Below are 19,263 nucleotides of genomic sequence, written 5' to 3'. Positions count from 1 at the left end.
GTTGAATAGGCGCGGCGCGGACCGGCGCAAGGGCGCTCAGCCCGTCGCGCCGAAGCCTGACGCAATGCAGTTGATGGAAAGCAGCAGGGGCACCTGATAGGCCCGGCGCTGCCGTTCGGTCTCCGCCGTGCGGTAGAGGCGCAGCAGTTCGATTTGTTGCCGGCTGATGAGGTCGATGGCGGGCACGCGCCGCTGCAGGCGGGCGCTGAACTTCGGAAAGCGCGTGCCCAGGCCGGCCGAACCCGTGACGGCCTGCACCATCTTCACGGTGAGCCGGTATTCGGCTTCGACTTGTGAAAAGATCGTGTCGCGGATGTGGGCATCCTGCACGAGGCTCGCGTATTCGCGCGCGATAGTCAGGTTCACCTGTGCCAGCGTTTTCTCGACTTCATCGATGACGAGCCGGAACACCCGTGACTCGTCGAACATCCGCCGCAGCAGCTCGGCGCCGCGCTCCTGGCGTACCGCGAGAAAGCCCTCTATCGCGCTGCCGACGCCGTACCAGCCAGTGAGCGCATGCCGGTTCTGCGCCCATGCGAACACCCACGGAATCGCACGCAGATCCTCGAGGCTCTTTGCGCCAAACCGGCGGGCAGGGCGCGAGCCCATGTTGAGCATCGACAGTTCTTCGAGCGGACTGGCGGCCTGGAAATACGCAAGCATGCCAGGCTGTTCGATGAACTTCACGTACGCTGCCCGCGACGCGCCGCTGAGCGCTTCCATCGCCTCGTCGAATTCGCCCTTGGGCAACAATGCGTCCTCCCGCTCGGACTTCAGCGTATGTTCAAGTACGCTCGATGCAAGCAATTCGACGTGATACTGCGCCGTGCCGCGATTCGCATATTTGAACGAGACCACTTCACCCTGTTCGGTGACGCGAAAACGTCCATTGACCGAACCGGCGGGCAGCGCGGCGATGGCGCGGCCAGCGGGAACGCCGCCGCGGCTCACCGATCCACCGCGTCCATGAAAAAACGCGATCGTGACGCCAAGCTCGTCGCCAAGCCGCTTGAGCTTCGTTTGCGCCTTCGACAGTTCCCAGTTGCTGGCGAGAAAGCCGCCATCCTTGTTTGAATCGGAGTAGCCGATCATGACTTCCTGCACGCCGCCTTGCGCGCGTATGCTGCGACGGACCATCGGCACAGCCAGCAACTCGCGCAGTATCTCGGGTGCCCGGCGCAGGTCGTCGATGGTTTCGAGCAGGGGCACGACGGGCAACGTGCAGCTCTCGGTGCCGAGCGAGTCGGAAAAGAGGCCGGCTTCCTTTGCCAGCAGATAGACGCCGAGCACGTCGCTCGCTCGATGCGTCATGCTCAGAATGAACGCGCCGAACGCATGACGGTCCACCCGTTGACGCATTTCGAGCACCGTACGGAACATCTGCAGTGTCTGCGCTTCGTCGGGCGGCAGCGATTCGAAACGGCGGGCCCTTTGCGCTTCGCTCTCCAAGGGCTTTCCCAGTTCGCCGATCAGCCATGCTTTCCATTCGGGCGAGTCGCTCGCGGGCGGTTCGCCCGCGGTCCCGCATGTCGCGCGCCACAGCGCGCGCAGCGTTTCCCCGATGACCGTTGTGTTCTGGCGCAGGTCGAGTTGCACGGTGCTGAAGCGAAACGTCTCGACTTCATGACGCAGCGGCCGCACGAGCATCCGTGCGAGCTGCTGGCTTTGTGTCGCGAGCAGCGCCTGCTCGATCACGAGCAGATCGGCCGCCAGATCATCCGCGCTCGCGTATGCGCCCGCAACCGGCGAAGCGTGGCTCGCCTGATTGATGTCGACGAGCGTCGCATCGAGGCGGCGCAGGATGCAGGTCAGGTATTGCCGGAACAATTCCCCCGGATTGCGCGATGCGATCGGCCCGGGTTCGCCGCTGCGCGTCAGCGCGCGAGCCAACGCTGCGTGGAAACTGTCCGGTACGGGCAGCGCTTCGGACGTGATGCTGAGCATCTGCGTCAACTCGACGAGACGTAGCCGGTATCGCTTGAGAGACGCGGCCCGGTGCTCGTGCAAGGTGGCGCGTGTGACGCAGTCATCGACGAATGGATTGCCGTCGCGGTCTCCGCCTATCCACGAGCCGAACTGGAAAAAGCGCGGCATGTCGAATCGCTCGCCCGGATAACAACGCTCGAGCGCGCTCTGCAGCTTGTCGATGAGTTGCGGCACGGCTTCGAAAAGCGTTTCGCCGAAGAAGTGCAGTCCCCATGCGACTTCCTGCGCAACGGTGGGCTTTTCAAGCCGCAATTCGCCGCTCATCCACAAGAGTTCGATGTCGTTGCGGAGCGCGAGGACGAGCGTGTAGCGCTCTCGCGGCGTCCAGCGCGGGGATTCGAGTTCCATTAGACGCCGGTAGACGCGCCGGTGGCTTTCGAGCACGGTGACTCGCTTCGCTTCGGTCGGGTGAGCCGTCAGCACCGGCCGCACCTTCAGATGGCTCAGCGCGTGGCGAACTGCGGCGGCGGGGACGCCGGCGCCGGCGACTTCGGCGATGACCCGTGCAAACGAGTCAGGCAGCCGGTCGTAGCCGCCTTCGATCTCGATCTCGCGGCGCCGGCGCATGGCGGTGCTCTGCTCGGCGATGCTGAGCAACTGGAACCACATGCCCTGGGCCTGCAGCATGCGTCGCAGGACGACGCGCGCGGTGCGATCGTTCATCCGTTCGTGCATCAGTTCGCTCATCGACTCGTGTGCGGACTCGCCGCGCAACGCACGTTCCACCTCGGGCTGATGGGCGCGCGCGACGTCGCACAACAGTTGCGACAGGAGGTCGATCACTGCGTGCTCATAGTTCTCCGCGCTGAGCGTGGGCAAGGACGCCGAGGCCGCTGCGAGCTTGTGCAGCCCGTCGTCGGCGGTGTGTCCGAGCGCATGGAGGGGGCGCACAGTCTCGACGCGCGGCGGGTCGGACTGTGTGTCTGTGCCATAGCCCCAGTCAGGCAACGCGGCGCGTGACATTTTGTTCGAGCACAGAGGCAACCGTGAAACCCAGGTCGGACGCGCTGGGCGCAACCGCGAGACCGTAGGACTGCATGATTTGCGCTTTTTCGGCCGCGCTGTCGCCCGCTGCCGAGATGATGGCGCCCGCATGTCCCATGCGCCGTCCTTTGGGCGCGGTCAAGCCCGCTACATAGCCGACGACAGGTTTGGTCATATGCTCGCTGACCCACCTGGCCGCTTCGGCCTCTTGCGGCCCGCCGATTTCCCCGATCATCACGACAGCCTCGGTTTCGGGATCCTGCTCGAACAATTTCAGGTGGTCGAGAAACGAGCTGCCGTTGATCGGGTCGCCGCCGATGCCCACGCTCGTGGTGACGCCGAGGCCGAGCGCATTGAGTTGCGCAGCGGCTTCATAACCGAGCGTGCCCGAGCGCGAGACGATGCCGACATTGCCGCGGCGGTAGATATGGCCGGGCATGATGCCGAGCATCGCGCGTCCCGCGCTGATGATGCCCGCGCAGTTCGGACCGACCACCAAGGTTCGGGTCTCCTTCGGATAGCGAAGGAGATAGCGCTTCACGCGCATCATGTCCTGCGCCGGAATGCCGTCCGTGATCACACAGACGAGTTTCAGGCCCGCGTCGGCGGCTTCCATGATGGCGTCGCCGCAGTAAGGGGGCGGCACGAACACGAGGCTCGCAGTTGCGCCTGTTTCGCTTACGGCGTTTTTCACGGTGTCGAACACGGGTCGCTCGAGGTGATGCTTTCCTCCCTTGCCGGGAGTCACGCCGCCGACCACGTTCGTCCCATAGGCGATCATCTCTTTCGCGTGGAATGAGGCCTTGTCACCTGTAAATCCCTGTACGATGACGCGAGTGGTTTCGTCGATCAGGATGCTCATGTCGGTAGTCCTTATCTGTGGTTGGCCGCGCGGCGCGCACGATGCGCTTTCGAGGCCTCGACGGCCTTTTGCGCCGCTTCCAGCAGCGAATCTGCTGTGATGATTGGCAGGCCGCTGTCCTTGATGATGCGTCGCCCCGCCTCGACGTTGGTCCCCGCGAGGCGGACCACGAGAGGCACCGTCAGCCCCCGGGCCACCCGTACGACGCCCTCGGCGACCCAATCGCAACGATTGATGCCGGCGAAGATGTTGACGAGCACGGCCGACACGTTGCCGTCCGAGAGCACGAGGCGAAACGCGGCGGCCACGCGCTCGGGCGATGCGCCGCCGCCGACGTCGAGAAAGTTGGCGGGCTCGCCCCCGGCATATTTGATCGTGTCCATGGTGGCCATCGCGAGCCCGGCGCCGTTGATGATGCAGCCGATATCGCCGTCGAGCCCCACATAGTTCAGGCCAAACTGAGCGGCCTCGGCCTCACGGGGATCCTCCTGCGTCGGGTCGCGCATCTCCGAGACGTGCGGATGCCGGAACAGGCCGTTGTCGTCGAACGATATCTTTGCGTCGAGGGCAATGACGCGATCGTCATCGGTCACGACGAGCGGATTGATTTCGACCATCGTCGCATCGAGGTCACGAAACGCCCGGTATGCGCCCATGATCGCGGACACCGCGCGGCTCACCTGCTTGATGTTCAGGCCGAGTCCGAAGGCGAGTTCGCGCGCCTGGAATGGCTGCAAGCCGACGGCGGGCTCGACGACTGTCTGGAGCACGGCTTCCGGGTTCGTGTGCACGACCTCTTCGATATCCATGCCACCGTGGGCGGAAACGATGACGCGCACACGTTCGGCTTTGCGGTCGAGCACGATACCGAGATAGATTTCCCTTTCGAATCTCTCCGCGACCTCGATGTAGACACGCTCGACGATCTTGCCATCCGGTCCCGTCTGCGCCGTCACGAGGCGCTTGCCGAAGAGACCGGTGGCCGCTTCATGCACGTCGTGGTAGGTCTCGCATAGCTTGATTCCCCCCGCCTTGCCGCGCGCGCCAGAGTGGACCTGAGCCTTGACGGCCCAATGCCAGCCGCCGAGTTCCGTCGCGCAGTACACGGCCTGGTCAGGTGTGTAGGCGACCGCGCCGCGCTGGATCGGCACGCCGAACCCAGCCAGCAGGTCCTTGGCCTGATATTCGTGAATGTCCATATCGGTGTCTCCGGTGGTTTGCGTCGTTTGCGTTGCGAGGTTATGCGTGGTCCCGTGGCGCTCAGACCACGAGGTTGCGGGGCTCGCCGCGCGCGAATGCCTCGATGTTCTCGATCAGCTGGTCCGCGAGGAACTGCATGGCATTGCCGGAAGCCCAGGCGACGTGCGGGGTCAGGATGAAGTTGGGCAAATCGAGCCCGAGCAGGGGATTGCCCGCGACAGGCGGCTCCTGGCTCAGCACGTCGAAGCCTGCGCCCGCGATTAGTCCTTCCTTGAGTGCAGTGGCAAGCGACGCCTCGCACACGAGCCCGCCTCGTGCCGTGTTGATCAACAGAGCGCTACGCTTCATGAGGCGCAGCTCGTCGAGTCCGATCAGGTTGCGCGTGGCGGCGGTGAGCGGCGCATGCAAGGAGATGACGTCCGACGTGCGCAGCAGCGTGTCGAGCGAGACGTATTCGAGGTCTGGCGAGCGGGAGCGCTTCGCGTCGTGAGCCGCGAAGACGACACGCATACCGAAGGCCCGGGCAATCTGTGCCGTTGCCTGGCCCAGAGCGCCGCCGCCGATGATGCCGAGCGTCGAACCGTGCAGGTCACGGATGGGATGATCGAAGAAGCAGAACTGCTTTGCCTGTTGCCAGCGCCCGCGCGACACATCGCTGCGGTAAGCGAGCAGGTTGCGCCGCAACGCGAGGATCAGCGCGAAGGTATGCTCGGGCACCGTATGGGTCGCGTAGTTGCGAATGTTCGCGACCGCGATGCCACGCTCGCGGCAGTACTCGGTATCGACACAGTCGTAGCCCGTCGCCGCCACTGCGATCATCCTGATCGACGGATGCCTTTCGAGCACATTGGCTCGCAGCGGCACCTTGTTGGTGATGGCGATGGTCGCGCGTTCGAGCCGATGCGCGACCTCGTGCGACGATGTCGACGCGAACTGAACCCACCCATGTTCGAACGCCGGGCGACGGACATCGGCGTTCAATGTCGATCGGTCGAGAAAGACGATTTCGTGTTGCATGATGTCATTCCTGCCATAGAGTGATCGGAAGGATTGCGATCTGACGCGCCTCGGCCTGAAGATTTCATCGAGACCGCCGCAATCAGGCCGCGGCGACACGGCGCAGCGCCGGCTTGGCGACGGGGTCTGCCGCGGCTTGCGTGTGGGTGCGCCAGTACTGCCCGGCTGCACCCACGCCGCTGCCCGGGCAAACGTCGATACCGGCATCGAGCATCGCCATCTCCGCGCCCGCTATCGCGCTCATCAGCATCAGTTCGTTCAGGTCTCCGAGGTGGCCGATGCGGAATACCTTGCCGGCGACCTTCGAGAGCCCGGCGCCGAGCGCGAGGTTGTAACGGCGAAAGGCCGTGTCGATGACCTGTGCGGCGTTGAACCCTTGGGGCACGACGATTGCCGAGACCGTGTCCGAGTGCCACTTTGGCGCCTTTGCACACAACTCCAGACCCCAGCCTTCCGCGACGGCGGCGCGCACGCCAGACGCGAGGTAGTGGTGGCGTGCGAAGACCCGGTCGAGACCCTCGTCGAACAGCAGGTCGAGCGCTGCGCGCAGCCCGTAGAGGAGCGACAGCGCAGGCGTGTAAGGGAAGTAGCCGGTTGCGTTGGCGCGCACCATATCGGCGAGATCGAAGTAGCAGCGGCGCGATTTCGCCTGCGTAATCATCTTCAGCGCCTTCTGGCTCACACACAGGATGCCGAGTCCCGCAGGCAGCATCAGACCTTTTTGCGAGCCGGTCACGGCGAGATCCACGCCCCATTCGTCCATGCGGAAGTCGATGCAGCCGATCGAACTCACACCGTCCACGAACAGCAAGGCAGGGTGGCCCGCGTCATCCATCACGCGGCGCAGTGCGCGGATATCGCTCGTCACGCCCGTCGCAGTTTCGTTGTGGCAGGCGAGGATGCCCCTGATCGCATGCTGGCGGTCCGCCTTCAGGATCTCGCCGATCCGTTCGACGGGCACCCCTTCGCCCCAATCGACATCGAGAATTTCCACGTCGAGTCCGAGACGCTGCGCCATATCGGCCCAAAGGTGGCTGAACTGGCCAAAGCGCGGAACGAGAACGCGGTCACCGGGCGAGAGCGTGTTGGTGAGAGCCGCTTCCCACGCGCCCGTGCCTGACGACGGAAAGATGAAGGGCTGGCCGTCTGCCGTCCGGTAGAGCGTTTTCAGATCGGAAAGCAGACCATGCGCGAGTTCGGGAAACTTCGTCGAGCGGTGATCTTCCATCGATACGACCATCGCGCGTTGAACGGCGTCGGGAATGTTCGTCGGACCGGGGACTGCGAGGATGTTACGTCCCGGAATGCGCGTGACTGGCGTGTTTGACATGACTGTCTCCTTGGGTAGTGGTCGTGAGAAATCGTCTGGAGGTTTCAGTGCGCGGTGCGCGCAGTTGCGGCCGATGCGTCGTCGTTCGCAGACGCGCCGGGCGTCGTGGCGACGGGCCCATCGCGATAGACCGGAAACCTCGCGGTGAGGGCGAGCACGGCGTCGGCTGTGCGGCGGATGACGAGATCGTTGGCGGGCGCATCCAGCACGTCGGCGATCAGATGGGCAAGCTCGCTCGTTTCGGCTTCGCGCAGGCCGCGTGTCGTGATGGCAGGCGAGCCAATGCGCACGCCGCTCGTGACGAACGGCTTTTGCGGATCGTTGGGAATGGCGTTCTTGTTGACGGTTATGAGTGCGCGGCCAAGCGCGGCTTCGGCCTCTTTGCCTGTCACGTTCTTCGCGCGCAGATCGACCAGGAACACGTGTGAGTCGGTGCGTCCCGACACGATACGAAGGCCGCGTTGCTGAAGCGTTTGCGCCATGACTCGCGCATTCAGGAGTACCTGTTGCTGGTATTGACGGAATTCGCCGGTCATCGCTTCGCGCAGGGCGGCTGCTTTGCCCGCTATCACGTGCATCAGGGGGCCGCCCTGGATGCCTGGAAAGATCGTCGAGTCGATCGCCTTCGCCGCTTGTGCGTGGGCGAGAATCAGCCCGCCACGTGGCCCGCGCAGCGTCTTGTGAGTGGTGGTGGTCACATAATCTGCAATGCCGACCGGACTGGGATAGAGTCCCGCCGCGATGAGACCGGCATAGTGCGCCATGTCGACGAGCAGCGTTGCACCGACGCTGTCGGCGATCTCGCGAAAGCATTGCCAGTCAATCACGAGCGAATAGGCTGACGCGCCTGCGACGATCATGCGCGGGCGATGCGTCTGTGCCAGCTTGCGTACTTCGTCGTAGTCGATGACTTCCGTATCCGGATTCAGGCCATACGACACCGCATTGAACAGCTTGCCGCTCACGTTGACGGAGGCGCCGTGCGTGAGGTGCCCGCCATGCGCGAGCGACATGCCGAGAATCGTGTCGCCCGGCTTGAGTGCGGAGAGATACACGGCCTGATTGGCCTGCGAGCCCGAGTGGGGCTGAACGTTTGCATATTCTGCGTTGAACAACTGCTTTGCGCGGTCGATCGCGAGTTGCTCGACCAGGTCGACATGTTCACATCCGCCGTAGTAACGCCTGCCCGGATAACCTTCCGCGTACTTGTTGGTCAATTGCGACCCTTGCGCTTCCAGTACGGCGGGCGACGTGTAGTTTTCGGATGCGATCAGCTCGATGTGGTCCTGCTGGCGCTGAGTCTCGCCTGCGATGGCCCGATGCAGTTCGGGGTCCGTCACCGCAATCGTGTTTTTGTAGCTGAACATGGCTGAACCTCGCTTTAGTGGAGTCGTTCACTCGGCAACCCGCGCGTTCCCTTGCCGCTTTGCTGCGGTCGGCTGGTTGGCATTCCTGTGAAACGATCGTAGCGCCATGCACGCGGAAACACTCATTCGGCTTACTTATTCGACCCATAACCCTGCATGCGAGCCTTGCAGGACGGCCTTTTCGCCTTGCGGAGTACCTCTTCATGGGCATTGCGCGCCCAAGCCCGGCTGATAGAGTTGAGGCGTGAAATCAGGCCGCTTCGAGCGTGCGGCCCGGGCATTCGGGAGGCAAGGAAAAGCGATGCTGCATCTGACTTTGCGCCAGTTACAGGTATTCGAAGCGAGCGCGCGGCATCTGAGCTTTTCGCGCGCAGCCAGGGAGCTTCACCTGACTCAGCCAGGCGTTTCGTCGCAATTGAAGCAGCTCGAAGCGATCGTCGGTATGCCGCTGTTCGAACAGGTCGGCAGACAGGTGTTTCTGACCGCGGCCGGCAAGGAGCTTTACAACCATACGCGGCTGCTTCAACAGCAACTGTCCGTCCTCGAAGAGTCGCTCGACCAGTTGCGCGACACGAAGCAAGGAAAGCTGAAAGTGTCCCTGGTTAGTGGCACCGCCAACCCGCTAGCACTGCAGTTGATCGCGAAATTTACTCGCGCGTTTCCTGGCGTGACGGTGAGCCTCTCGGTCGGGAATCGGGAGTGTGTTCTCAACGAGCTCGCTACCAACGAAACGGACGTCGCGATCATGGGGGCCCCGCCTGAAGGACAGGGTCTGGTCGCTGTGCATGTGGCGAGCAATCCGCTTGTGATGATCGCGCCACCCGATCACGCGCTCGCACGGGAGCGCCGCATCGCGTTGAGCACGATCGAACGCGAAACCTTTCTCATGCGTGAGTCGGGTTCGGGAACCCGCCGCGCGGTAGAGCGCTTCTTTGCCGAGCATCGCATCAATTTGCGGCCCGGGATGGAAGTGAGCAGCAATGAGGCCATCAAATGGGCCGTGCAGGCGGGAATGGGACTGTCTGTCGTCGCGCTCGCAACGATAATGGCCGAATTGGAAACCTTGCGACTGAAGGTGCTTGACGTCGAGAACTTTCCGATCCTCCGGTATTTGTATCTGGTGCACAGAGAATCCAAGCAGCTTTCTTCAGCCGCGTCCGCGTTCAGGGAGAGCCTGATGAGCGGGGCGCAAGAGGCGGGCGAGCGCGTCGCAATGCAAGCCTAGGCCCCGGAGCTCCCGCGACCATAGCGAAAAGGAAACCACATGAATATGATCGACAAAAACCTCGCGGCGAGACCCTACCTCGCTTCGTCGGGGATGGACATGATCTTCATCGAAGGCTTTCAGGGCGATACCGTCATCGGGATAGATCCCGACGAACTGACTGCGCTGCAACCCGTGCGAATCGACTTGTGGGCCGGAGTGCCGCATAGCCACGCATGCGATACGGACGCTATTGCCGACACGATCGACTACGGCAAGGTTCATGAGGCGCTGCAATTGCAACTCGTGAACCATAGGGTGAAATTACTGGAGGCGCTGGCAGAGTCGATTGCGCAGATGCTATTGGCCGATTTCAACGCGCATTGGGTGCGCATTTCAATTGCGAAGCCAGCGAAGTTCGCAAACGTGAAGGCTGTCGGCGTGACTATCGAGCGCACCATACGATGGCCGTAAGCGGCACTTCGGCTCGCCTGGTTTGTGCGTCATATCTGCACGAAGGGGCGGGCGGCCGGGTCCATAGGGGTGAGGTCGGCGAACTGGCCTTCGAGCCACGCACCCGACTTCTCGATCAAGAAACGGCGGAAGGCCACGCAGGTCGGAGACATCCGCTTCGCGTTCATGTGAACCACGTGCCACACACGGTTAATGGGCGTGCCGTTGACATGCAGGACTGACACTTCGCCTGTCAGCAGTTCGAGCCGTAACGTATGCAGCGGCAACACACTGACGCCGATGCCAGCAGCCACCGCCTGCTTGATTGTTTCGTCGCTGTCGCAGGTGAGGGTGCGGGCCGGAGTGAAAAGATGATGGCGAAACATTTCGCTCGCGACGCCCTCCGTATCGGAACCTGGCTCACGCATCAGAAACGTCTCGCTGCGCATTTCGTGCAAGTCGAAGCATGCGGCGTCGATAAAAGGATGATTCGTGCTCGCGACGACGACATGCGGGTTGTACGCGAGCGGCTCGCTGTGCGCATCGAGCTCGACGGGAGGCCGGCCCATGACGGCGAGGTCGATCTCATTGTCCTGTAACTGGCGCAGCAGTACATCACGCTTGCCGATTGAAAAGCTGATATCGACCTTGGGTTGACGTTCCACATAGCGCGCAATCTGGCGAGGAATGAAATAGCGGGCCGTGCTGACGATTCCGATGGAGATATTGCCGCCATCCGCCGATGAAAGGCAACGCATCGCATCTTCGGCATCCTTGATGTCACCGAGAATCCGCTTTGCGTGGTGAGAAAGCGTCATACCCGCTTCGGTCAGGGCAATGCGCCTGCCGATGCGCTCGAATAGAGGCACTCCAATCGCCTCTTCGAGCTGCTTGATCTGCATTGAGACGGCGGGTTGGGTCAGGTGCAGGGTTTCCGCGGCGCGGGCGAAGCTCTCGTATTGAGAGGCGGCAGAGAAGATCTGCAACTGACGTAGCGTGAGATTGCGAAGGAGATTGAGCATGATCGGCACTCCTGGATGCGACAGATAAGCATCGCTTAAAACGCAAGTAAAAACATTTGAGTTTTCCCCGAGTACGCGCTGGCTTACCGTTCTAGTCAGCAGTCCTGGCGAGCAATGGACGATCGAGGTAGCGATGAATGCACGAATTGAATCAGCTGAGCATGCGCAGGCTGTTGGCGCAGGAAATCGACGTACCGCGGCGATCGTGACCCAACCGACGCTGCCGGTTTTTCTTGCGGCCCACCTCGGCACCGGCCGCGAGCAAGCGCTTGCCGTCGAGCAGGATCCGCATGCCGTCTCGCTGCGTAACGTTCTTCAGGGCATTGCGCAAGCGGCGAAAATCATTGCGGCGCGTATCGCACAGGGTACGATCGTCGATTCGCAGACGCTGAAGGTGGCGAGCGCCTCGCCAGATAGCGGGTCGTGCCGTGATGCCGCGAAGGAAGCCTTCATCGCGTCGAGCGAGTGCAGGACGCAGAAAGCGGGCATTGTGCTGCATTGCGCGCAGGCGCGGCATCCTGCGGTTGCAGGGCCATATGTCCTGTTTGCCAGTCCGCTCGATAGTGTGGCCAATATCGAATCGAACGTTGCGCTCGGAACCGTATTCTCGATACGGCAGACAGAGGCGCGAAGCCATGACGGTGACTGCGAGATCGTCGGCACGAAGCAGATTGCCGCTGGCTACGCTCTCTATGGTCCTTCCACGATGCTGGTGATCACCGTCGGGCGCGGCACCCATGGGTTCACGCTTTGCCGTCAACGGGGCGAATTCATGTTGACGCATCACGCAATGCGCATCCCCGAACAAGGCCCTGTGGTCGCCATCAATTGCAGCAATGAGCGCTCGTGGGAGCGGCCTGTACAGCGTTATGTGAACGAGTGCCGTGACGGCAGCGCGGGCGTGCGCCAGCGCGATTTCGACACACGCTGGAACGATTCGTTGGCGGCCGATGCGCACCACACGCTGATGCGCGGCGGCCTGTGTCTTTTCCCGTGCGAAAGGCGCCGGGGGCCCAGTGCGACACGTCAACCGTTGTTATATCAGGCGCAGTCGCTCGCCTGGATCCTCAAACAGGCGGGCGGACTTGCCAGCTCGGGGCGTGCACGGATATTCGATGTCGACGCCGATGCGCATGCACTCACGCCGCTATTCGTCGGCAGCCAGGGTGAAGTCGAGCGTATCGAGCGATACCACTGGGAACACGATCGGGGCGAGGACACGCCATTCACGTCACCGCTTTTCAACGAGCGCTCCCTGTTTCGCCCGGAAGCACGCGTGTAGATGGGGGTTGGAGCATGTCGATCAAACATCCAATCGTTGCGGTAACGGGGTCGAGCGGTGCCGGTACCACGACTGTCATGAACAGTTTTCAGCACATTTTCCGGCGCGAAAAGCTGAACGTGCAGATCGTGGAGGGCGACGCATTTCATCGCTTCGACCGCGCGGGCATGCAGTCTGCAATGAAAGCCGCAGAGGAAAACCGTCACCAGTTCAGCCACTTCGGCCCTGAAGCGAATCTGCTGCAGGAACTCGCGGAATTGTTTCGTGAGTATTCGGCGACGGGGCGGGGGAGGTTGCGTAAATACCTCCATGACGACGCCCAGGCTGCGCCGTATGGTGTGGACCCCGGTACGTTCTCGCCGTGGACAGACATCGAGCCGCCCACCGATCTGCTTTTCTACGAGGGGCTGCATGGCGGCTTTATCGGCCGTGGCATCGACGTCGCACAACATACGGACCTGCTGGTGGGGGTCGTCCCCATCATCAATCTGGAATGGATACAGAAGCTTCATCGGGACGAGGCGCTGCGCGGCTATTCGCGGGAGGCTGTCATGGATACGATCCTGCGGCGCATGCCGGACTATGCTCACCATATCTGCCCTCAGTTCAGCAGAACGCACGTGAACTTCCAGCGCGTGCCGACCGTGGACACGTCGAATCCGTTTGCAGCCCGCGACATACCAAGCGCCGACGAGAGCTTCGTTGTCATCCGCTTTGCCAATCCGAAGGGCATCGACTTTCCTTATCTACTCACCATGCTGCATGACTCGTTCATGAGCCGGCCCAATGTCATCGTCGTTCCGGGCGGCAAGATGGGACTTGCGATGCAATTGATCTTCACCCCTATGATCCTGCAGATGATCGACCGCCAGAAACGGGCATTGTGACCATCCGCCGGAACACTTGTACTCACCAGACAGGAGACACGAACATGCAAGTCATGCCGCGCAATATGCCGATCGATGCCGTGCTATTCGATCTCGATGGCACGCTGTTGCATACGTCGCCCGATATCGGCAACGCGCTCAACCGGGCACTCGCCGAGAACGGTTTTCCCCTGCTCGCGCCTGGCGTCGCGCAAACGTTGATAGGCGGTGGTTCAGAGATCCTCGTCGATCGCGCGCTGACGCTGCTCGGCATCGATGCGCGCCCCGCCACGCTGGATCTGGTCCTGCGCCGCTATGAGGCGTCCTATCATCAGATCTGCCGCGATAAGAACCAGTTGAGCGAGTTTTACCCGGGCGCGGAAGCGACGCTCGACAGCTTGCGGAAGATGGGTCTCAAGCTGGGCCTCGTCACCGACTCGGAGTCGCGCTTCGTCGATCCGCTGATATGGCGTTTCGGCTTGCATGCATGGTTCGACATGGTGGTCGATGCAAATGCCCGCTTGCCGCGTAAGCCCGATCCCGAGCCACTCCTGCAGGCGTGCGAAGCGCTCGGCGTCGACCCGACCCATACGCTATTCGTTGGCGATTGCGTGACGGATGCGCTCGCGGCACAGGCGGCCAATATGCCGATGGTGTGCGTCAGCTACGGATACAGCCACAATCACCCGGTATCGGAGTTGCCTTGCTTGCGCGTCATTCACCGCATCGGCGAGCTGACGGATTTGCTCGGCGGTCTTCACAGGGGGCATAGTGCTACTCATGCTGATCAGAGAATCCCTATGCGGGCGATGCAAGCGCAGCAGCCGAATTGAATTCAACGAGGCGCGTGACAGCTCGATGTGCCGGCGCGGGTTTCAAGCCGCGCCGCGCCATCATGAATAAGAGTGCGCGCGCGCGCCGTGTTCCCGCTGCCAGAGCACGGCCTCGAGCCGGGAGTGAAGATCGAGCTTCCGCAGCACGTGCTTAACATGAACTTTCACGGTGCCGACGCTGATATCGAGTTTGCGCGCGATGGCCTTATTACTCAGGCCGGCAACCAGAAAGTCGAAGACCTCGAGCTCGCGCGCGGTCAGCTCGTTCTGTGTGACAGGAAGGCGCTGGCCACCCGACAATGCATGAACCAGCGCGCCCGTCACCGACTCGCTGAGAACGGCAGATCCCCTGAGCGCCTTTTCGAGCGAGAGGCACAAGTCCTCGGGGTCCATGTCCTTTAGCAAATAGCCATGCGCGCCGGCGCGCAACGCGGCCACCACGTCGCGCTCGTTATCCGACACCGTCAGCATGATGAAACGCGCTTCGACGCCGGCTTCGCGCATGCGGTCCAACGTTTCGATCCCGTTCATGCGCGGCATGTTCAGGTCGATCAGGATGACGTCCGGCTTCAGGCGCACGGCCATCTCAACGCCGTCTTCTCCGGAAATCGCTTCGCCCACCACTTCGAAGGCGGGATTCATCTGAATGAGTTGCGCGACTCCCTTTCGAAACAACGCGTGATCGTCGATCAGAAGTACTGTGTTAGTGACCATCGGCTCTTCCTGGGCTCATATGCCAGATCGACCAGCTAGATCGGCCTGGCTCCGTCAACTGCGATGCGCACGGCAGTGCGATCTCGAGTACATGGAGAAGAGGCTTTTATTGTTCAGACGATGCCTGAATCATTCTAGCAACATGACGCGATGGGAAAAATAGATTCCTGCCCGATGCTGACGCTTTGCGGGTTTTCCTTAGACGCAACCCCAACGATACGGCGCCATTTAACGCGGTATAGAAAGCACGTCGGCAATACCCTTCGTGGCTGCGGAAGAGGATTTTTTGATGGATCGGTGCAGGTCTCTACCTCCTGGTGAGTAGCCTGAGCTACTCCCGGAGTGTTAGCTTGACGAATTTACGCTAACGGACACCGGCACCACTGACGGCGCGAGCCTTGTGCGCTGCGGGGATGAAGTTCAATACCACGCGCGAGCCGCGTTCGGCGGGCTTCAGTTCCAGACGTCCACCGAGGCTGCGGGCTCGCTCGCGCATGATTGCGAGGCCGTAGTGATGTTCGTCGCCCCGTGAGCGGGTGACACCTTTGCCATCGTCCTCGATCGTCACCGTCATCGTGAGTCCGTCCGACATGAGTTGCACCTGCGCCGTCGTGGCGCGCGCATGACGGATTACATTTGTCAGCGCTTCACGCACGATCTGCACGACATGCATTTCCTCGTTGACTGAGAGACGCATACGCGGCACACGATTGTCAATCGAGATTTGTACCTCACTGCGCGATCCGAATTCTTCGGCAAGCTCCTCGAGCGTGGACGCAAGACCGTGCGCATGCATCGGCGCGCGGAAGGTCGTGAGCAATTCGCGCAGCTGCCGGTAGGCGCTGTCGATGCCCTCGCGAATCGCGCGCGCGATTTCGGCGACATCGCTCTGCGAGAGCTGAGGCGGCAGCACGGCTTGCAGCCGCGCGAGCTGGATCTTCATATATGAGAGCGATTGCGCGAGCGAGTCATGCAACTCGCGCGCAATGGCATTGCGTTCCTCGAAAAGCGCCATACGCCGGTCGCGCACATCGCGGCTGACATTGGAGATCGCGTGTGCGAGCACGCTGGCGATCGTTTCGAGCAGATACAGATGCCGCTGCTCGAAGCGCGTGTCCGGCTCGCCCTCCGCGATCAGCACCCCATAGGTTGCGAGCGGCACGCGTACCGGGGCGGCGAGCACCGGGGGCGACACCCCGCCGTCATTGAGCAAAGAAGACGTATAGTTGCCCGCAAGCGTCATCAGTTCGTTCGTGACGCGTGCCTTGACGATCTGCGGCACGTCGCCGTTCGGCGCTACGACGGGATCGATATCGAGCAGCTGGGCCGTCGATTCGGTGACCACCAGCGCAATACGTTGGGCGCGCAACACACCGACGAGACGCTGCAACAGCGCCTCGAGTGTGCGGCCCGATGGCTCTTGCTCGGCAAGCTGCGCGCAGATGTGGTGAAGCAGCTCGAGCGATTGGTCCGCAAATGCAATGTAGTCTTCGACGATTCGCTTGAGTTGCGCCGACTCGCTTTGCTCGGTGCGCAGTCGAACGGCAAGTTGCGCCTGAAGCTTTAAAAGCCGGTCGATTTCGTCGTCCCCTTGCGGTATTGTCTGCCCGGATTCCGCGAGCGCCTGCAGCGCCGCGGCTGGTCGCGTGACAAAGGCGCGATGCGCACCCCTTGCGAGCGCAACGATGCCAAGAACCAGAAGGCAAGCGGTTGCGCCCTGCAGCAGCCCGAGCACGGCCTTTTGCACTTGCGCCTGGTAAGCGACTTGCGAACGTAGCGCACGTAGTGCCGAAATTTTTGCATCCGGCCCGCGGGCACTATCTGATGTCGACCCTGCAGTCGCGGCTATGAGTGCGCTAGCTAGTTCTTTCGTCGGAGCGCCACGTTGCCTCCAGTCGTTCAGTAGGGTATCGTTGCTGACAAGCCAATCGGCCTGCTCAGTTAGCGCTTGAGCCTTTCCTGGCGAGCCTGGCTGTGCTTTCGCGGCGGCTGTTCGCAGACGAGCGACTTCGTCGAGAGAAGAGAGGGTCTGCCGGAATCCTTCGTTTCCTTTGGCCTGCATATATCCACTCACATAGAGCAGCGCGATCAAGCCGACGATGCAGGCGAGCAGCGAACAGACCTTCGCAAAGAGCGGATAGTGGTAAGAGGCCTCAGACCGGGCAGTATTCATGGGTGAATGAAGTAATAACGTGCACCGAACCCGGTCACCGAGCTGTAATCGTATTTTTCCGAGCGAAGATGTCATGTCGGTTTATCTGTTCGCCACGATACTTCTTGGTGCGGTCGCCGCGCTAGTGTTGCCCCGACTTGGCTACGGTCCCGGTAATAGTGGTTTATTGTACGTCGCGATTGTACTGTCGGGATGCCTTGCCGCATTTCTGCTGGCGATGGCCTACAGTGCCCGCCGCACGACGCCACGCGTTGCACGCGCAGTCAAGTTGCCCGATCTGCGCGCATTTGCTGCGAATCTTTCGATGCCCGCCGCGTTACTCGACAACGATGCGCTCGTGTTCGTCAATAGCGCTTTCCTCAAGTACGCGCGTTGGGAACCGTACGCGGATGAAATCGTCGGGATGCCGTTCAGCAACCTCGTTCATCCGCAGTCCTTATTGGATCTGACGGCGCTGCTCACGCAGTCGCGCGACGGGGGCGAGCGCACCTCTGCGTCGCTGCGGATCGCGTACGGCGACGGCAGTTTCCGTTTGCAACCCGTGACGGCACTGAGTGCGCGCGACTCGCGCATGACGCTGCTGCAATTTCCAGCGCCCTACACGAGTACGGACGCTCAGCGCAGCGAGCTGCAAATTCTTCAACATTGCCAGGATGCCGTGCTCCAGCTACCCCAGGCGCTCTTTCGTGTGGATCGGGAGTTGCGTCTGATCTTCTCGAATCCAGCGTGGCGCAGCCTCGTCCGTGCCGTCGGGAACGACCCGGAGCCCCGACCATTTTCGGGCTTCTTTCATCCAGAGGACGCAGAAACCCTGAATGCCCGGCTCAAAGCGCTGCTCGGCGGACACATGAGCGAAATGGTCGGGGAAGCGCGACTCATTCGTGCCGACAACACGATGGCGCAGGTGGAACTGCGTTGTCATGCAGTGTCCGATCACGAAGGCGCGCTCGTCGGCGCCGTCGGACTTGTGATCGACGTCTCGAATCGCGAACGCCACGAAGAAGCTTTGCGCGCCAGCCGACGCAGCCTGCGCACCCTGTTGTCCAATTTGCGCGCGATGATTTATCGGGGGCAGAATAACCGTGACAGGTCGATGGCTTTCGTGAGTGAAGGCTGCTTCGAGCTGACTGGCTATGAGGCTTTCGAGCTGATCGATGAAAGCCGCCTGACGTTCCGTTCGCTGATCCACCCCGATGATCGCGAATTCGTCTGGAACGAGGTGCAGACGCAGATCGTGGCGCGAAAGCCTTATGAACTGACTTACCGGATTGTCGACCGCGCTGGGCAAACCAAATGGGTTTGGGATCAGGGATGCGGTGTCTATTCTGCCCGGGACGAACTGATGGGGCTGGAGGGATTCATCGTGGAAGTGGCGCGCAGACAGATGATCGAAGAAGACGCCCGGCGCAGCCAGACTTTTGAGAATTCCACGGGCCTCATGAGTCTGCCGCTGTTTCTCGGCCGCCTGGAGTTTTCCCTGGCTCTGTCGTCGCGAAACCCACTGCCGTGTGCAATCTTCGCGATCAATGTTGGAGAGCTGGAGCGTGTTGCGACGCGCTTTGGTCAGGATTACGCGGATCGCGTGCTGATCGCCATCGGCAGGAGGCTCGAAGCGATTCAGGGCCAACTGAACTGCGCTGCGTTGCTGGATTCTCACGTATTCGCGGTGTTGCTGGTCGACTTCAGCGCCGAAGCACTTGCCTGCTGTGGCGGCGGTGCGCAACACCTCGCCGAACGAGGGTTGGCAGACACCGACGCGACGCTGGAGGAGCTACGGAGCAGCCTGCAGAAACTCCTTGATGATCCCGTTAAGGTAGAAGGCCACGAATTCAAGGTTCCAACGCAGATTGGGTGCAGTTGGATCGAGGCGGGCATGGCCGACACCAGAAAAGTCCTCGACCGCGCACTGTCCGCTTCCGGTTGGGAAGGGGCGAGTGAGCGCATCAGCGGGGAGTGAAAGGTGGTTGGGG

Annotated in this window: 15 protein-coding genes; 6 read left to right on the top strand and 9 right to left on the bottom strand. The window is 61.8% G+C overall.

Translation table 11 applies throughout. From position 1 onward, the window contains the following. Window positions 1-36: 36 nt before the first annotated feature. The 6 genes from AB3X94_RS21365 to glyA all read right to left on the bottom strand — a co-directional run bounded on the left by AB3X94_RS21365 (window position 37) and on the right by glyA (window position 8,746). Window positions 37-2,949, bottom strand: a complete 2,913-nt coding sequence (locus tag AB3X94_RS21365) for a phosphoenolpyruvate carboxylase (protein WP_368612626.1) — start codon at window positions 2,947-2,949, stop codon at window positions 37-39. Then, window positions 2,927-3,832, bottom strand: a complete 906-nt coding sequence (gene sucD, locus AB3X94_RS21360) for a succinate--CoA ligase subunit alpha (RefSeq protein WP_176110943.1) — start codon at window positions 3,830-3,832, stop codon at window positions 2,927-2,929. The genes AB3X94_RS21365 and sucD overlap by 23 nt, the downstream gene beginning before the upstream one ends. An 11-nt stretch (window positions 3,833-3,843) precedes the next feature. Then, the gene (locus tag AB3X94_RS21355; protein WP_176110942.1) at window positions 3,844-5,031 is read right to left on the bottom strand and encodes a malate--CoA ligase subunit beta; all 1,188 of its coding nucleotides are present in this window, start codon (window positions 5,029-5,031) and stop codon (window positions 3,844-3,846) included. Window positions 5,032-5,092: 61 nt separating this feature from the next. Next, the gene (locus tag AB3X94_RS21350) at window positions 5,093-6,049 is read right to left on the bottom strand and encodes a D-2-hydroxyacid dehydrogenase (protein ID WP_368612625.1); all 957 of its coding nucleotides are present in this window, start codon (window positions 6,047-6,049) and stop codon (window positions 5,093-5,095) included. A gap of 82 nt (window positions 6,050-6,131) precedes the next feature. Then, entirely contained in the window at window positions 6,132-7,379 is a 1,248-nt protein-coding gene (locus tag AB3X94_RS21345; RefSeq protein WP_176110940.1) for an aminotransferase class V-fold PLP-dependent enzyme, read from the bottom strand. A gap of 44 nt (window positions 7,380-7,423) precedes the next feature. Beyond that, window positions 7,424-8,746 (bottom strand): serine hydroxymethyltransferase, encoded by a 1,323-nt coding sequence (gene glyA / locus AB3X94_RS21340; protein WP_246392236.1) that lies wholly within the window; start codon window positions 8,744-8,746, stop codon window positions 7,424-7,426. A 301-nt stretch (window positions 8,747-9,047) separates the two neighbouring features. Between glyA and AB3X94_RS21335 the strand changes: the two genes are divergently transcribed. Then, window positions 9,048-9,971 carry a LysR family transcriptional regulator gene (locus AB3X94_RS21335; RefSeq protein ID WP_176110939.1) on the top strand — a complete coding sequence of 308 codons (924 nt, stop codon included), beginning with the start codon at window positions 9,048-9,050 and terminating at the stop codon, window positions 9,969-9,971. A gap of 99 nt (window positions 9,972-10,070) precedes the next feature. Continuing rightward, window positions 10,071-10,424: a dihydroneopterin aldolase gene (locus tag AB3X94_RS21330; protein ID WP_368612624.1), complete on the top strand. Its 354-nt coding sequence runs from the start codon at window positions 10,071-10,073 to the stop codon at window positions 10,422-10,424. Window positions 10,425-10,453: 29 nt separating this feature from the next. Here the strand turns inward: AB3X94_RS21330 and AB3X94_RS21325 are convergent, their stop codons facing one another. Beyond that, window positions 10,454-11,425, bottom strand: coding sequence for a LysR substrate-binding domain-containing protein (locus AB3X94_RS21325; protein WP_176110937.1), 972 nt, complete (start codon window positions 11,423-11,425; stop codon window positions 10,454-10,456). A gap of 133 nt (window positions 11,426-11,558) precedes the next feature. Between AB3X94_RS21325 and AB3X94_RS21320 the strand changes: the two genes are divergently transcribed. The 3 genes from AB3X94_RS21320 to AB3X94_RS21310 are packed head-to-tail and all read left to right on the top strand — an operon-like array spanning window position 11,559 to window position 14,406. After that, window positions 11,559-12,707 (top strand): fructose-1,6-bisphosphatase, encoded by a 1,149-nt coding sequence (locus AB3X94_RS21320; protein ID WP_368612623.1) that lies wholly within the window; start codon window positions 11,559-11,561, stop codon window positions 12,705-12,707. A gap of 14 nt (window positions 12,708-12,721) precedes the next feature. Next, window positions 12,722-13,594: a phosphoribulokinase gene (locus AB3X94_RS21315; protein WP_176110935.1), complete on the top strand. Its 873-nt coding sequence runs from the start codon at window positions 12,722-12,724 to the stop codon at window positions 13,592-13,594. A gap of 44 nt (window positions 13,595-13,638) precedes the next feature. Then, window positions 13,639-14,406 (top strand): HAD-IA family hydrolase, encoded by a 768-nt coding sequence (locus AB3X94_RS21310; protein WP_176110934.1) that lies wholly within the window; start codon window positions 13,639-13,641, stop codon window positions 14,404-14,406. A gap of 60 nt (window positions 14,407-14,466) precedes the next feature. Here the strand turns inward: AB3X94_RS21310 and narL are convergent, their stop codons facing one another. Both narL and AB3X94_RS21300 read right to left on the bottom strand, forming a co-directional pair. Beyond that, window positions 14,467-15,120, bottom strand: a complete 654-nt coding sequence (gene narL / locus AB3X94_RS21305; RefSeq protein ID WP_176110933.1) for a two-component system response regulator NarL — start codon at window positions 15,118-15,120, stop codon at window positions 14,467-14,469. A gap of 364 nt (window positions 15,121-15,484) precedes the next feature. Continuing rightward, the gene (locus AB3X94_RS21300; RefSeq protein WP_312883664.1) at window positions 15,485-16,867 is read right to left on the bottom strand and encodes a histidine kinase; all 1,383 of its coding nucleotides are present in this window, start codon (window positions 16,865-16,867) and stop codon (window positions 15,485-15,487) included. A gap of 499 nt (window positions 16,868-17,366) precedes the next feature. Between AB3X94_RS21300 and AB3X94_RS21295 the strand changes: the two genes are divergently transcribed. Then, a complete protein-coding gene (locus AB3X94_RS21295) occupies window positions 17,367-19,250 on the top strand; it encodes a PAS domain-containing protein (RefSeq protein WP_368612622.1) in 1,884 nt (627 codons plus the stop codon). Window positions 19,251-19,263 lie beyond the last annotated feature (13 nt).

The organism is Paraburkholderia sp. BR10923 (assembly GCF_040948765.1).
GTDB lineage: Bacteria > Pseudomonadota > Gammaproteobacteria > Burkholderiales > Burkholderiaceae > Paraburkholderia > Paraburkholderia youngii.
Note: the sequence above shows the minus strand (reverse complement) of the source record. Positions and strands in the feature narration are given on the sequence as shown.

What these genes read in the sequence shown, in the direction of transcription:
- AB3X94_RS21355 (WP_176110942.1), bottom strand. Translation starts at nt 5,031, where the DNA reads ATGGACATTCACGAATATCAGGCCAAGGACCTGCTGGCTGGGTTCGGC.
- AB3X94_RS21310 (WP_176110934.1), top strand. Translation starts at nt 13,639, where the DNA reads ATGCAAGTCATGCCGCGCAATATGCCGATCGATGCCGTGCTATTCGAT.
- AB3X94_RS21365 (WP_368612626.1), bottom strand. Translation starts at nt 2,949, where the DNA reads ATGTCACGCGCCGCGTTGCCTGACTGGGGCTATGGCACAGACACACAG.
- AB3X94_RS21315 (WP_176110935.1), top strand. Translation starts at nt 12,722, where the DNA reads ATGTCGATCAAACATCCAATCGTTGCGGTAACGGGGTCGAGCGGTGCC.
- AB3X94_RS21330 (WP_368612624.1), top strand. Translation starts at nt 10,071, where the DNA reads ATGATCTTCATCGAAGGCTTTCAGGGCGATACCGTCATCGGGATAGAT.
- AB3X94_RS21345 (WP_176110940.1), bottom strand. Translation starts at nt 7,379, where the DNA reads ATGTCAAACACGCCAGTCACGCGCATTCCGGGACGTAACATCCTCGCA.
- narL (WP_176110933.1), bottom strand. Translation starts at nt 15,120, where the DNA reads ATGGTCACTAACACAGTACTTCTGATCGACGATCACGCGTTGTTTCGA.
- AB3X94_RS21295 (WP_368612622.1), top strand. Translation starts at nt 17,367, where the DNA reads ATGTCGGTTTATCTGTTCGCCACGATACTTCTTGGTGCGGTCGCCGCG.
- glyA (WP_246392236.1), bottom strand. Translation starts at nt 8,746, where the DNA reads ATGTTCAGCTACAAAAACACGATTGCGGTGACGGACCCCGAACTGCAT.
- sucD (WP_176110943.1), bottom strand. Translation starts at nt 3,832, where the DNA reads ATGAGCATCCTGATCGACGAAACCACTCGCGTCATCGTACAGGGATTT.
- AB3X94_RS21320 (WP_368612623.1), top strand. Translation starts at nt 11,559, where the DNA reads ATGAATGCACGAATTGAATCAGCTGAGCATGCGCAGGCTGTTGGCGCA.
- AB3X94_RS21350 (WP_368612625.1), bottom strand. Translation starts at nt 6,049, where the DNA reads ATGCAACACGAAATCGTCTTTCTCGACCGATCGACATTGAACGCCGAT.
- AB3X94_RS21335 (WP_176110939.1), top strand. Translation starts at nt 9,048, where the DNA reads ATGCTGCATCTGACTTTGCGCCAGTTACAGGTATTCGAAGCGAGCGCG.
- AB3X94_RS21325 (WP_176110937.1), bottom strand. Translation starts at nt 11,425, where the DNA reads ATGCTCAATCTCCTTCGCAATCTCACGCTACGTCAGTTGCAGATCTTC.